We start from the raw sequence: 14727 nt of genomic DNA, 5'->3' as shown, positions 1-14727 counted from the left end.
CCAGCGAGGCCTTGGCGCAGCGCTTTCTTTGACGGTTCGGGATGGGACAGCATGGTTACCGTGACACACAACAAACTCGTATATATCACCTATTCAATACTCGATGCGCGTGGCATGGTCGTCGAGCAGCACGACATTCCGGTCGGCTTTGTGCACGGCGCCAACAGCGGTATTTTGCCGGCGATCGAATCGGCGGTAACGGGCCGCAAGGTGGGCGACCGGGTCGAGATCACGCTGGCGCCCGAGGAGGGGTACGGGTTGCGCGACGAGAGTCTGGTGTTTGTCGAGGAACTGGACAATGTGCCGCCGCAATTCCGCCGGGTTGGTGCCGAAGTCATGTTTGAAAATGAGTCGGGTGAGACCAAGGTTTTTTACGTCACGTCGATCGAGGACGGAAAACTCAGGCTGGACGGCAATCCCTCGCTGGCCGGTCAGAGCGTGACCTGTCTGGTGAATGTGATGGACATCCGCGATGCCACGCCGGAGGAAATCCGTAATGGCCGGCCGCTCGACGCGGCCCAGGGTACGATGCATTGAGGCGACCGGGTGAGGCGGGAGAGATTGCCCTGGATTTCCAGTCCGGCGCCGGATGTATTTTATTGCGCGGGTATCTTCGAGCAGTAGCGGGTATCGGCTGAAGAGCCGTCATTCCGTCGCACGGCCGAAGCGGAAGCTCGATGCCGTCACGCCGCCGAAGAAGCCCTGCTCGTGGTAAATGCAGGCGGCCGCTTCGTCCTCGGCTGCGCCGACTGCCACCATCAGCGGGATCAGGTGGTCTGCCTGCGGATGGGCCTGCCGCGCCGACGGCGCGTGTTCCCATTGCAGCAGGCGCTGCGAGCGCTGGCCGGGCGGCGTGCGCACGAGGGTCTCCTGCAACCATTCATCGAATGCCTCCGATGCCGCCTTGGCCTGCTCGCCGAACTCCCGCAGATTGTGATAACTCAAGCCGCTGCCGACGATCAGTATGCCTTCGTCGCGCAGAGGCGCGAGCGCCCGGCCTGCAGCAAGATGGGTTTGCGGGTCGTAGCCGGTCTTCAGCGATAGTTGCACGACGGGGACGTCGGCTTCCGGATACATCACGGCCATCGGGACGAAGCAGCCGTGATCGAAGCCGCGGTTCGCATCGAGCCGGGCTCCGAGGCCCGCCGCTTCGAGCAGATTCTTCACGCGGCCGGCCAGTTCGGGCGAGCCGGGCGCAGCGTAGCGGACATGGTAGGTGTGCTCCGGAAAACCGTAGTAGTCGTAGACCATGGGCGGGCGCGGGCTCGCCATCACGGCGAATTCGCTCGCCTCCCAGTGGCCCGACACCATCAGGACCGCGCGGGGTCGGTCGCCGAGTTCCCGCGCAAATGCCTGCAGCGACGCTTCGAGCAGGCGATAGTGCGCACGGAACTCACCCGTGAGGTACGGCCACGGGCCGCCGCCGTGGGACAGAAAGCAGGTAGGCAGTCGTTTCATGTCGAGCTCCATTCGGCACAGGACGGGATGCTGCGGCCGCATTCATGCCGGCGCGCATGCGCGGAGCGCGCCGGCATGAACCGGGCACAACGATACTAGTGTCGCGACTCGGAAATATCGCAACATGAAACGGCGTCTTTTTCCGCATGGCGGCGTTGCTCGTCGTTGCCATAGAGCCTGCTATGTCGCCTCCTCGCGCCTTGCCATGCGAAAAAATCCATCCGTTTCATTATGTTTCCCTATTTCCGAGTCGCGACACTAGGATTCGTTTTTCCCGCTGCGCCGGGGCGCCGCCCACAGGGCATCCCAGCCGGCGTGCCCCAGCGCCCTCAGCGTTTCGATGTTGCGTTCATAAATCGTTCCCGCTTGCGGGAAAGCCGCCACCGCCCGAGCGATACTCGCTTCGCGCAGCAGGTGCAGGGTGGGATACGGCGCGCGATTGGTGCAATTGCCGATGTCGTCGGGTGCCGTATCGGCAAACTGGAATGCCGGATGAAAGCTGGCGATCTGGATCACGCCTTCCAGCCCGTGCTCGCCCACGGCTGCCTCCGCCAGCTGCATGAAATCGTTGAAATCAAGAAAATCCGGCAGCAGCGTCGGATGAATCAGCAGCGTGGTGTCGACGGCCTCGGGATCGGCCGCCGCCAGGAAATCCAGCTCGCGGTCCAGGTCTTCCAGCAGGCCATCCAGATGCCTGGCCGTGCTCACCGCGAACCTTACCTGGTTCTTCACATAGACCGCCTTGGCGAACGGGCACAGATTGAGCCCGATCACCGCCTTTTCGACCCATTCCCGCGTTGCCGCGATCACCGCCTCGTCATCCATCTTCCCCGCTCCTGCCGCCTGTAAGGGCGGAACTTTAACGGATACAATGCTTTATTGCCCGACGTTCGCGCACGACGACACCACAACACCATGAAAAGCAGCGCCATCCGCCAGAATTTCCTCGATTTCTTCGCCTCCAAGGGCCACACCATCGTCGCCTCCAGTCCGCTGGTGCCCGGCAACGACCCCACCCTGCTGTTCACCAACGCCGGCATGGTGCAGTTCAAGGACGTGTTCACCGGCCACGACACGCGCGCCTACACCCGCGCGGTATCGTCGCAGCGCTGCGTGCGCGCGGGCGGCAAGCACAACGACCTGGAAAACGTCGGCTACACCGCGCGCCACCATACCTTCTTCGAGATGCTGGGCAACTTCAGCTTCGGCGATTATTTCAAGCGCGAGGCGATCAAGTACGCCTGGGAATTTCTCACCGACGTGCTGAAGCTGCCGGCCGACAAGCTGTGGGTCACCGTCTATGCCGAGGACGACGAGGCCTACGACATCTGGCACCACGACATCGGCGTGCCGAAAGAGCGCATCGTCCGCATCGGCGACAACAAGGGCGCGCGCTACGCCTCCGACAACTTCTGGGCGATGGGCGACACCGGCCCCTGCGGCCCCTGCACCGAGATCTTCTACGACCACGGCCCCGAGGTCGCCGGCGGCCCGCCCGGCTCGCCCGACGAGGACGGCGACCGCTACATCGAAATCTGGAACAACGTGTTCATGCAGTTCAACCGCGACGAGGCCGGCACCATGCACCTGCTGCCCAAGCCATCGGTCGACACCGGCATGGGGCTGGAGCGCATTTCCGCGGTGATGCAGCACGTGCATTCCAACTACGACATCGACCTGTTCCAGACGCTGATCGCCGCCGCCGCGCGCGAGACGAACACGACCGACCTCGCCAGCAACTCGCTCAAGGTCATCGCCGACCACATCCGCGCCTGCGCCTTCCTCATCGTCGACGGCGTCATCCCCGGCAACGAAGGGCGCGGCTACGTGCTGCGCCGCATCATCCGCCGCGCCATCCGCCATGGCTACAAGCTCGGCGCGCGTGCTGCCTTCTTTCACCGCATCGTGCCGGATCTGGCGGCGGCGATGGGCGAGGCGTATCCGGAACTGGCCGCCGCGCAAACCCGCGTGATGGACATTCTGCGGCAGGAGGAGGAACGCTTCTTCGAGACCATCGAGCACGGCATGGGCATCCTCGAAACCACGCTGCAGGCGTTGCCCGCCGGCGCCAGCTTCGACGGCGAACTGGCGTTCAAGCTGCACGACACCTATGGCTTCCCGCTCGACCTCACTGCCGACATCTGCCGCGAGGCGAACGTGAACGTCGACACCGCAGCCTTCGATACCGCGATGGCGCGGCAGAAGGCGCAGGCGCGTGCCGCCGGCAGGTTCAAGCTCGGCGCCGGACTGGAATACGCCGGTGAAGCGACAGTCTTCCACGGCTACGACACGCTGACGCACGACGCCACCGTGCTCGCGCTGTACAAGGACGGCAGCGCGGTCAGCGAATTGCGCGAAGGCGAGTTCGGCGTGGCGGTGCTCGATCACACCCCGTTCTACGCCGAGTCCGGCGGCCAGGCCGGTGACCGCGGCGCACTGCAGAGCACCCACGGCGTATTCGAAGTGGAAGACACGCAGAAAATTCAGGCCCAGGTGTTCGGCCACCACGGCGTGGTGAAGACCGGATCGCTGGTGGTTGGCGACGCCGTGCTGGGGCGTGTGGATGAAGTCGCGCGCGCCCGCACCATGCGCAACCACTCGGCCACCCACCTGATGCACAAGGCCTTGCGCGAGGTGCTTGGCGAGCACGTGCAGCAGAAAGGCTCACTGGTCGATGTGGACAAGACCCGCTTCGACTTCGTGCAGCCGACACCAATGACCGATGCGCAGATCCGCGAGGTGGAAGCACGCGTCAACGCCGAAATCCTCGCCAACTCCGCGACCCAGGCGCGTGTGATGGCGATCGACGAGGCACAGAAGACCGGCGCGATGATGCTGTTCGGCGAAAAATACGGCGACGAGGTGCGGGTGCTCGACATCGGCAGCTCGCGCGAACTGTGCGGCGGCACCCACGTCGCCCGCACCGGCGACATCGGCCTGTTCAAGATCGTCGGCGAATCCGGCGTCGCTGCCGGGGTGCGCCGGGTCGAGGCGGTGACCGGCGACAACGCCTTGAATTACGTGCAGACGCGCGAGCAGGAGATCCGCCAGGCGGCGGCCGCCCTGAAAGCGCAGCCGGCCGAACTGGGCGCCAAGCTGACCCAAATGCTCGACACCGTACGCACGCTGGAAAAGGAACTCGACCGCCTGAAATCGAAGCTCGCCGCGAGCGCCGGCGACGAACTGATGCAGCAGGCCGTCGACGTCGGCGGCGTGCGCGTGCTGGCGGCGCAGCTCGACGGCGTCGACGCCAAGGGCCTGCGCGAAACCGCCGACAAGCTGCGCGACAAGCTGAAATCCTGCGCGCTGGTGCTGGGCACGGTCGCCGACGGCAAGGTCAGCCTGATCGCCGCGGTGACACCCGACGTCACCGGCCGCATCAAGGCCGGCGAACTGGTCAACTTCGTCGCCACCCAGGTCGGCGGCAAGGGCGGCGGCAAGCCGGACATGGCAATGGCAGGCGGCAGCGAGCCGGCCCGGCTGCCGGCGGCGCTGGCGGCGGTGCAGGCCTGGGTGCAAGCCAGGCTGGCCTGAGCAGCGGGTACAGAATTTGCTCAATTAACCGTAATTAGAGCCTGGAAACACAACTCGTCATCACGGGATAGCTCGCACACCATGAACTCGCTGGCCAACAAACTCGCCTCGCAACTCGCCCGCTTTTCGCCTTCTTTTGGCAAACGGATCGACGACCCGCTGACCAACATCAAGGTGGCCACGCGCTGGCTCGAGAGCCTGCCGGTCGGAGACGCGTTCAAATGTCAGCAAGCCATTCTCGGCGAGCTCAAGCGCTTCAACGAAAACTCGACGCAATACACGAAAGACCGCCTGGCCGTGCTGATGCTGCTGGACGAGAAGTCGCGCGACCTGCAGGACACACTGGTGCGCCAATACCTGCGCAATCCGCGTATGTCGCGCCCGGTGGAAAGCCAGCTTTGGCATGCCGTGTACGGCCTGTACTGGGAAATTGCGCGCGGCTACCACACCTTGGTTCTGCACTTCGCGGGCGAGGCGGGGAAGAGCCCGCACGAAAGCCGGATTCCGCTGATCGCCCTGCGTGCCATCCTCGCCTTCGGCCAGTTGCTGAAATGGCGCACGATACGCTATCAGCCCGCAGGCGAAAAACTCTGGCTGCGCCTGCACAAGCTGTACCGGGTCGCCGAAAGCGAAGGCTTTCATCGGCAGTCGCTGCGGGTTTACGCTGAAGACGTGGCCGACTGCAGCTGCGAAACGGCGTATCTGCATATCCTGATGCTGAATCTGGCCGACTCCGGCACGCTCTACCCCAGACAGCTGGACCTGCTCGACCGCTGGCTGTGCGGCTGGCACCGGACGATGCGGCTGGACGACCGTCTGGATACCCATGTCCACAATTTCGTGATCGACCTGTCGTCCGATCATGGCCCCCGCCGCGTACGCAAGCCCGATACCGACAAGCCGCTGCGTTTCTGGGCGACGGCCGATCTGCTGCAAAGACTGCAGGAAATCCAGATTGCCCTGCGCGAAGGCAGCGCGCCTGCGCAACTGGGCTTGACGGAAAATGCCCGCACCGGCGAAAGCCTCGAACTGCTCGACCACCTGCAGCGCCAGTGGTCTTCGCTGGCCACCCGCGAACAGCGGCGCGCGCCGCGCGAATCGGTCAAGCGCCTGGTCGATATCGCGCATGGGTTCGGTGCCATCGTCGATCAGCTCAGGGCGGCCGAAGCGCCCGCCAGCGTGTCGCCGTACGGCGCGGGACTCAACTACAGCGAAGCCGACGATGTGCAGGTATACGGTTTCATCACCGACCGCACGCGCGAACGCATCTCACACATGCAGCCCCCGGCCAGCCCGAACGCGCCCGACGTCGAGCGCTGGGTGATGCAGGACGAAAGCGCGTGCGGCTATGGCGCCACGGTCGAATCCCGCGACAAGGACTGGCTGCGCGTAGGCGCATTGATCGGCCTCAAAGCGCACGACGCCGCCGCATGGCAGCTGGGCATCGTGCGCCGCCTGTCGCGCCTCGACGACGACACCAGTTCGGTCGGGATCGAAACCCTGGCCGAAACGCCCGCGCTGGTCATGCTGAACGGCACCGCACCCGCCAGCTACACGGTGAACGGGCTCGACAACAGCGGTGCCAGCCTGCCGCATTCCAGCCTGTGGCTGACAGGCGGCGCCGGCGTCGACAGCGTGATCATCGACCCCGCCCATTTCGCGCCCGGCAAGGCAGTACAGGTCCATGGCGCGCCGGAACGCAAGCCCGTTGTGCTGGGCAGCCCGATCGAGCGCAGCGAAGGCTGGATACGCGTTGCCGTCGAACCGGCAAACAGCTGATTCCCAAACCCGTCCCAGCCGTGCCGCAAACGCATCCGCCCGCTTGCGGCACGCACGCTCCCGCCGCTCTGCCGCGGTTTAACTTTCAACGGGTCTCTGGCACAATCGTCGAAAACCCGACACGCGCACAACAATCCCGCTCTCCATCAGGAGCAGGCGCGGTCGCGGCACCATTGGACCTGGAGGATATGTGTCCCGAACCAACAAACCCAGCTTGCTGATCGTCGACGACGATCCGCTGATTTCCGATACGCTCACCTATGTCCTCAGCAAGGACTTCGACATCTCGGCCGCCGAGTCGCGCGCCCAGGTGAAAAGCCTGCTGATGCAGCTGGACGAGCCGCCGCAGCTGGCGCTGGTCGACCTCGGCCTGCCGCCGCAGCCGCACAAGCCCGACGAAGGCTTCGCCCTGATCGCCGACCTGCTCGGCATCTCGCCCAGCATCAAGATCCTGGTGCTGTCCGGCCAGAGCGACGAAGCCAACGCGCGCCACGCGCGCGCACTCGGCGCGATCGATTTCGTCGCCAAGCCGTGCGAGCCCGAACGGCTGAAATCCCTGCTGTTCAACGCCCTGCTGGTGCAGGATGCCGAGCGCAGCGCGGACAAGGCACCCGCCCCGGCCAAGGATTCCGGCATCGTCGGCGATAGCCCGGCGATGGATAAGCTGCGCCAGCAGATCAAGCAGTACGCCACCGCGCCGTTCCCGGTGCTGATCGAAGGCGAGTCCGGCAGCGGCAAGGAACGCGTCGCCTCCAGCCTGCACCAGTTGTCGCCGCGCGCGGCCAAGCCCTATCTCGCCCTCAACTGCGCGGCGATTTCGCCGACACTGGTCGAGCCCACCCTGTTCGGCTACGCCAAGGGCGCCTTCACCGGCGCCACCAGCGCGCGCGCCGGCTATTTCGAGGAAGCCGAAAACGGCACCCTGTTCCTCGACGAGATCGGCGAGCTGCCGCTGGAACTGCAGGCCAAGCTCCTGCGCGTGCTGGAAAACGGCGAATACCAGCGCGTCGGCGAAACCCAGCCGCGCTTCTCCAACGCCCGCGTGGTCACCGCCACCAACCGCGACCTGCGCGCCGAGATCAAGGCCGGGCGCTTCCGCGCCGACCTCTACCACCGGCTGTCGGTGTTCTCCATCGCGGTGCCGCCGCTGCGCGACATGGGGCAGGACAAGCTCACCCTGCTCAACCACTTCCGCGATTTCTACGCCCGCGAGGCCAAGACCCCGCCGTTCCAGCTCGACCCGCGCGCGCAGCAGATGTGGGAGGATTACCATTTCCCCGGCAACGTGCGCGAACTGCGCAACATCGCCATCCGGCTCACCACCAAATACCCCGGCATGGCGGTCAACGCCCAGCAGCTGGAAGCCGAACTCGACACCGACCAGGCCTTCCCGCAGGAGATTCCGCTTGCCAACGACAGCAAGGCGCTGATCGAACTGGCGCGCAAGCAGCTGCAGACGCTGGCCAATTTCAACCTCGACGTCACCCTGCGCCAGTGGGAAAAAGCCTACGTCGAGGCCGCGCTCAACATGACCCACGGCAATCTGTCGCAGGCGGCCAAGCTGCTCGGCATCAACCGCACCACGCTGTATAGCCGCATGCAAACGTACGGCAGCGAATAAGCCCTCTGTGTATCTCGACTATTTCGGTCTGAAAGAAGCCCCCTTCCGCATCACGCCGAATACCGAGTACTGGTATGCCGGCGGCCAGCGTGGGGAAATGCTCGCCGCCCTGCTCTATGCCATCGGCCAGGGCGAAGGCATCATCAAGGTGGTGGGCGAAGTCGGCAGCGGCAAGACCATGCTGTGCCGCAAGCTGGCGGCGCAGCTGCCCGACAGCGTCGACAGCGTCTATCTCGGCAACCCTACGCTTGCGCCGGACGACATGCTGGCGGCGATTCTGGCCGATCTCGGCATCGCCCCCCCCGAAAACGGCCGCCAGGCCCGCCTGGCGCAGTTGAATGCCGCGCTGCTGGCGCGCCATGCGGCAGGGCGCCGCGTGGTGGTGTTCGTCGAAGAAGCGCAAGGCATCGCGCTCGACAACCTGGAATTCCTGCGGCTGCTGACCAATCTTGAAACCGCCACCGACAAGCTGCTGCAGATCGTGCTGTTCGGCCAGCCCGAACTCGACGCGCAGCTGGCCGACCCGCGCATCCGCCAGCTGAAGGACCGCATCACCCTGAGTTTGAACCTGTCGCCGCTGGCCGAGGCCGAAGTGGCCGATTACCTGCGTGCGCGGCTGGCGGTGGCGGGCTATCGCGGCCCCGATCTGTTCTCGCCTGCGCTGATCGCGCGCATGACGACGCTGTCGGGCGGCCTGTCGCGCCGCATCAACGTGCTGGCCGACAAAACCCTGCTGGCGGCGTATGCCGGGCAGACCCATACGCTCACCCCGGCCCACCTGGATGCCGCGGCGGGCGACGCCGACATGCAGCCCCTCCCGCGCCAGCACGCCGGAATGCGCCGTTGGGCATGGTTGAGTACCGGACTTGCCGCCGCGCTGGGCTTGCTGGCATGGCTTGCATGGCAGGCGCTGGCGCCCGCCGTTGCGCCCGCCGCAGCCGCTCCCCAGGCCTCCCGCAAGCCGGTCGCCACCGCATCTGTTGCCGAAATCGCCGAACGGGCCCGGCAAACCCGGCTCTGGCTCGCTACCGCCGCGGCCGGCACCCATGTCATCCAGGTCGCCTCGGCTAAAGAAGCCGGCGAGGCAGCCGTATTACTGGGGAGTTTGGACGCCGCCACCCCGCAGCCGGTGCGGGTGCTGCACGGCTTGAGCCAGGGTGCGCCCGCCTGGATGATCCTGGCAGGCGAGTTTGCCAATCGCGACGCCGCCATGGCAGCGCTGCGCGCGCTGCCCGCCTTGCCGACCGGCGCGCCGTTTCTGCGCACGGTCGGCAAAATGCGCACCGCAGTCTTGGAATGATGATGAACGCTGTGTCGAAACGCCCCGCATTGACGAGACTGATCCTCTCCAGCCTCGTATTCCTGGGCGGCTGCGTGCCGCCCAAGGCGTTCGACACTTCGCCCGGCCATATCAGCCAGCCTGCCCAGGCCGTCCCCATCGCGCCGCCGCCCGCCCCCGTCAAGGCCCTACCTGCACTGGCGCCGCCCAGGCCAAGCGTGCCGGTGCCGACCTACACCGTGGTGGTCAACGACGTCCCGGTGAAAGACCTGCTGTTTTCGATCGCGCGCGACACCCAGTACAACATCGACCTGCATCCGGGGATCAGCGGCAACGTCTCGCTCAACGCAGTGCAGGAACCGCTGCCGGCCATCCTCGATCGCATCGCGCGGCAAGCCAACCTGCGCTACGAAATGAACGGCCGCACGGTGTCGATCATGCCCGACACGCCTTACGTCAAAACCTACAGCGTCAATTATGTGAACGTCGCCCGCAACACCACCTCCAGCGTCGGGGTGGCGGCGCAGATCGCCAGCACTGGCGGCGGCAACATCGGCACAGGCGCCACAGGCACCAGCAGCACAGCGACCGGAAACTCCTCCACCACCACGGTGGCCAGCCAGTCCAGCAACGACCTGTGGACGGTGCTGGCCGACAACATCCGCACCCTTCTCGCCGGCACGCGTGCGGTCACGCAAAGCGGCGAGGAACGCGCCGCGCGACTGGATGCCGAGAAGGCCGCGCGTGCCGAACGCGTATCGCAGGCCGAAGCCGCCAGCAAGGCCGGCGCCGGCGCGGCCAATCTGTTCACCGCTGCGTTCGCCAATCAACCGGCGGGCGACGGCAAAAACGATGTCGCGGTCAACCCGGTGGCCGGCACCGTCAGCGTGCTGGGCACCGCCAGGCAGCAGGAACTGGTGCAGCAGTATCTCGACCGCGCGATGCAGTCGGCGCAGCGCCAGGTGTTGATCGAAGCCACCATCGTCGAGGTCAGCCTCAAGGATCAATACCGCGCCGGAATCGACTGGTCGAAAGCCCTGCAAGGAACTACCGGCTGGGCCATCAATACCCTCGGCGGCGGCGCCAACGCGCTGGCCGGTACGCTGACGCCATTCATCCAGGCCACCTACACGAATACGGGCAGCAACGGCTTCACGGCCGCAATCGACCTGCTGGAGTCGTATGGCAACACCAAGGTGCTGTCGAGTCCCAAGTTGATGGCGTTGAACAACCAGACCGCGCTCCTCAAGGTCGTCGACAACCTCGTGTATTTCAACGTCAAGGCGGACACCACCACGACAGCGAATGTCGGCACGACCACCACGTTCACCACCACGCCGCAAACCGTTCCGGTCGGCATCGTGATGACGATGACGCCGCAAATCAACGAAAACGGCATGGTCTCGCTGACCGTGCGGCCAACGATTTCACGCAACGTAGGCTTCGTCAGAGACCCGAACCCGAGCATTCCAGCGAACATCCCCAATCAGGTCCCGGTCATCCAGATCCGCGAAATGGAGTCGCTGCTGCAAATCCGCAGCGGCCAAACCGTCATCCTCGGCGGCCTGATCCAGGACGACAGCAACAACGCGCGCGACGGCCTGCCGGGCCTGTCGCGCCCCGAAGGCATCGGCGCCGCATTCGGCCAGCACGAGCGCATCAACAGCCAGACCGAACTGGTGATCTTCCTGCGCCCCATCGTGGTGTCCAACCCCACGCTGGAAAGCGATGAACTGCGCCAGTTCCAGCGCCTGCTTCCTACGGTGCGGAGTTCTCCGTGAGCCTGCTGCTCAAAGCACTGAAACAGGCCGAGGTTGCCAACGGGGTCAAGTCAGGCTCAGACCCGTCCGCGGCCGGCAACCGGATCGAGGGCGACCTCGAACTGGAGCCTCTGACCCCACCCGGCACAGCCCAGGCGCGCGAATGGGTGGAGCCGCCCGGCCTGCTGTTCGGCAGCGGCACAGGCGCACCCAAACTGCGCCGTGTGCGCGATTTCCGCTGGCCGCAACTCTCGCTGGTGCCGCTCACCGCCCTGCTGGCCGCGTTGACCGCACTCGGCTACGGCTTGTATCTCTACTTCGCCCTGCAGCCGCCGGCCGCGTCCAGCTTCGCGCCGGAAAACGTCGCAACGACCGCCGCCGCGCCAGTCGACCCCGCCCCGCTCGAACTCGAATCGGAACCCGCATCCGCCGCGCTGCCCGGCGTGCCGCCGCCTCAGCCCGCCCCCCAGCCTGCCGCAATGCCCGCTGCCGTCGCGGCCCAGCCCGCTGCCGCCCGCGCCCGCAGCACGCCGCCCGCCACCGGCCCGGCACGCATCCCGACCCCGCCGGCAGCGGCGCCGCTGCTGTTCCAGCCCGACACGCAAGCGACTTTGCTCGGCCAGGCCTACGCGGCCTACCAGCGCGGCGCGCTGGCCGAGGCGCAACGGCTCTACACCCAGGCCGCCGCCCACGGACGCAGCGTAGACGCGTTGCTGGGGCTGGCGGCCATTGCCAGAGCACAGGGCCGCGACGCCGATGCGCAACGCCTCTATCGCGAGGTGCTCGATCTCGATCCACGCAATGCCGCCGCCCAGGGCGCCCTGCTCGACCTGCTCGGCAACACCGACAGCGGAGCCGCCGAAAGCCGCCTGAAAATGCTGCTCGAACGCGATCCCAGCCCGCATCTCCACCAGACGCTCGGCAATCTCTACGCCGGGCAGGCACGCTGGAACGACGCCCAAGCCGCCTATTTCGAGGCGTATCGCGGCGCGCCCGGCAACGCCGATTACGCCTTCAACCTGGCGGTCAGCCTCGACCAGCTGCACCAGTATCCGGCGGCGCTGACGTATTACGAGAAGGCGCTCGCCGGCGTCGGCGCGCACCGCTTCGACCGCGCCCAGGCCGAAGCGCGCGTACAGCAGTTGAAGCCGGTTCGTTAAGCGCCATCAGATGGAGCGCAGAAAAAAACTCCGCATGGGCGAAACCCTGGTCACTCAGGGTCTGATCACCCTCGACCAGTTGCGCATCGGCCTCAAGGAGCAGAAGGCGACCGGCCTGCCGATCGGCCGCCAGCTGGTCGCCTTGGGCTTCATCACCGAGGCGGTGCTGCGCGACCAGCTCGCCAACGCGCTCGGCAGCCAGGGCATCGACCTGTCGCAGGTGGTGGCCGACCCCGAGGCGCTGCACCTGGTGCCCGAGGACTTCGCGCGCCGCCACCATCTGCTGCCGATCGCCCACGACGCGGCGAGGAACGTGCTGACGCTGGCGACCACCGACATGTTCAACGTGGTCGCGCTCGACCAGTTGAAAGCCGCGCTCGGCGGCCAGCTCGAAATCGACACCCTGCTGGCGGGCGAGGCGCAGCTGCTCGAATGCATCGACAAGTTCTACGGCTTCGACCTCTCGCTCGACGGCATCCTGCGCGAGATCGAGACCGGCGAGGTCGACTACGCCAGTCTCAACCCCGACACCGAGGAATACACCCAGCCGGTGGTGCGGCTGGTCGGTGCGCTGCTGACCGATGCGGTGAAGCGCGAATCGTCCGACATCCACTTCGAGCCCGAGCACGCCTTCCTGCGCATCCGCTACCGCATCGACGGCGTGCTGGAACAGATCCGCAGCCTGCACAAGACCTACTGGCCGGGCATCCTGGTGCGGCTGAAGGTGTTGTCGGGGATGAACATCGCGGAGACGCGCGCGCCGCAGGACGGCCGCATGTCGCTGACGCTGAACGGCCGTCCGATCGATTTCCGCGTCTCCTCGCAGCCGGGCATCCACGGCGAGAACGTGGTGCTGCGCATCCTCGACCGCGAAAAATCCATCATGCCGCTGGAGCAGATGGGCTTCACCAGCGATGCGCTGCGCGAACTGCAACTGATGATGGCGCGGCCCGAGGGAATTCTTGTGGTGACGGGGCCGACCGGCTCCGGCAAGACCACCACGCTGTACTCGATGCTGTCGCACCTCAACAACGAGACCGTCAACATCATGACGCTGGAAGACCCGGTCGAATACCCGGTCACGCTGATGCGCCAGAGCTCGGTCAACGAGACGCTGAAGCTCGATTTCGCCAACGGCATCCGCTCGATCATGCGGCAGGACCCGGACATCATTTTGGTGGGCGAAATCCGCGACAAGGACACCGCCGAAATGGCCTTCCGCGCGGCGATGACCGGCCATCAGGTGTTCACCACCCTGCACACCAATTCCGCACTCGGCGTGTTTCCGCGCCTGATGGACATCGGTATCCAGCCCGGCATCCTCGCCGGCAACATCATCGGCGTCATCGCCCAGCGGCTGGTGCGCAAGCTGTGCCCGCACTGCAAGGAGGCCTACACGCCGGATGAAGACGAGGCGCGCATCCTCGCTACCGACCTTGCCCAGCCGCCGCAGATTTATCGCGCTACCGGCTGCCCGGCATGCGGCCACAAAGGCTACCGGGGGCGGCTGGCCCTGATCGAGCTGCTGCGGATGGACCCCGAGCTCGACGAACGGGTGGCCAACCATGCGCCGCTGCACGAAATCCGCCGCGCCGCATTCGAGCACGGCTATCACCCGCTGGCGGAAGACGGCGTCAAGCGGGTGCTGGATGGCACCACCTCGCTGGCGGAAGTGGCGCGGGTGGTGGATTTGACGGGGCGGGTGTGAACGTGTCTGTTTCTTCGCTTTCATTTGAACTAAAGCGACGGCTTCGCTTTTCGCCTGTGGGCGAGTCACTTTCTTTTGCGTGGACAAAAGAAAGTAACCAAAGAAAAAGCCACCCCTGGTGTGTCGGCCTTCGGCTCCCCTGCGATACTCGCCGGCCGGGGCGGCGCGGGAACTCGCCCTGGCGGGCTCAGACACCCCGCACCTCTCTTCCCCGGCCGGCTGCACTTCTCGGCGACACACAAGGGGCGCACTTGCGAACGCCTGTGCTTGGCGCAGGACGGATAACAGGCGATGGCGGCACCCTGGGTTGTCCCCCTTCAGCGCTGCCGATTTGGTGTGGGCGGGCGGGGAAAAAGCGGAACCGTGTCCGAGCTCCGCAGCAAGGCACGTTTTGTGTGCCTTGCCAGGGCGAGTTGGTGGAGCGCCCG

10 protein-coding genes are annotated in these 14727 nt (G+C 65.8%); 8 read left to right on the top strand and 2 right to left on the bottom strand.

What is annotated here, in order from left to right; genetic code table 11:
- A partial coding sequence (locus Q0L94_RS08950) for an FKBP-type peptidyl-prolyl cis-trans isomerase (RefSeq protein WP_366799398.1) occupies nt 1-537 on the top strand: 537 nt, incomplete at its 5' end.
- 108 nt (nt 538-645) lie between these two features.
- Here Q0L94_RS08950 and Q0L94_RS08945 read toward each other — a convergent pair.
- Both Q0L94_RS08945 and Q0L94_RS08940 read right to left on the bottom strand, forming a co-directional pair.
- Nucleotides 646-1458: a class III extradiol ring-cleavage dioxygenase gene (locus tag Q0L94_RS08945; RefSeq protein WP_296752639.1), complete on the bottom strand. Its 813-nt coding sequence runs from the start codon at nt 1456-1458 to the stop codon at nt 646-648.
- Between the two features lie 258 nt (nt 1459-1716).
- Nucleotides 1717-2283 carry a DUF1415 domain-containing protein gene (locus Q0L94_RS08940; protein ID WP_296752636.1) on the bottom strand — a complete coding sequence of 189 codons (567 nt, stop codon included), beginning with the start codon at nt 2281-2283 and terminating at the stop codon, nt 1717-1719.
- 90 nt (nt 2284-2373) lie between these two features.
- Between Q0L94_RS08940 and alaS the strand changes: the two genes are divergently transcribed.
- The 7 genes from alaS to Q0L94_RS08905 all read left to right on the top strand — a co-directional run bounded on the left by alaS (nt 2374) and on the right by Q0L94_RS08905 (nt 14299).
- Complete coding sequence (alaS, locus tag Q0L94_RS08935) at nt 2374-4992, top strand: alanine--tRNA ligase (RefSeq protein ID WP_296752635.1); 2619 nt, start codon at nt 2374-2376, stop codon at nt 4990-4992.
- A gap of 81 nt (nt 4993-5073) precedes the next feature.
- Nucleotides 5074-6771, top strand: a complete 1698-nt coding sequence (locus Q0L94_RS08930) for a hypothetical protein (RefSeq protein ID WP_296752632.1) — start codon at nt 5074-5076, stop codon at nt 6769-6771.
- A gap of 190 nt (nt 6772-6961) precedes the next feature.
- Complete coding sequence (locus Q0L94_RS08925) at nt 6962-8392, top strand: sigma-54 dependent transcriptional regulator (protein WP_296752630.1); 1431 nt, start codon at nt 6962-6964, stop codon at nt 8390-8392.
- A gap of 7 nt (nt 8393-8399) precedes the next feature.
- The gene (locus Q0L94_RS08920; RefSeq protein ID WP_296752627.1) at nt 8400-9692 is read left to right on the top strand and encodes an AAA family ATPase; all 1293 of its coding nucleotides are present in this window, start codon (nt 8400-8402) and stop codon (nt 9690-9692) included.
- Nucleotides 9693-9694: 2 nt separating this feature from the next.
- Complete coding sequence (locus Q0L94_RS08915; protein ID WP_296752624.1) at nt 9695-11452, top strand: secretin and TonB N-terminal domain-containing protein; 1758 nt, start codon at nt 9695-9697, stop codon at nt 11450-11452.
- The gene (locus Q0L94_RS08910; RefSeq protein WP_296752623.1) at nt 11449-12591 is read left to right on the top strand and encodes a hypothetical protein; all 1143 of its coding nucleotides are present in this window, start codon (nt 11449-11451) and stop codon (nt 12589-12591) included. The genes Q0L94_RS08915 and Q0L94_RS08910 overlap by 4 nt, the downstream gene beginning before the upstream one ends.
- Before the next feature lie 10 nt (nt 12592-12601).
- The gene (locus Q0L94_RS08905) at nt 12602-14299 is read left to right on the top strand and encodes a GspE/PulE family protein (protein WP_296752620.1); all 1698 of its coding nucleotides are present in this window, start codon (nt 12602-12604) and stop codon (nt 14297-14299) included.
- The last annotated feature ends 428 nt before the right edge of the window (nt 14300-14727 follow it).

It is taken from the genome of Thiobacillus sp. (assembly GCF_024708915.1).
The sequence above is the reverse complement of the archived record's forward strand: the minus strand, read 5'-3'. Positions and strand labels throughout refer to the sequence as shown.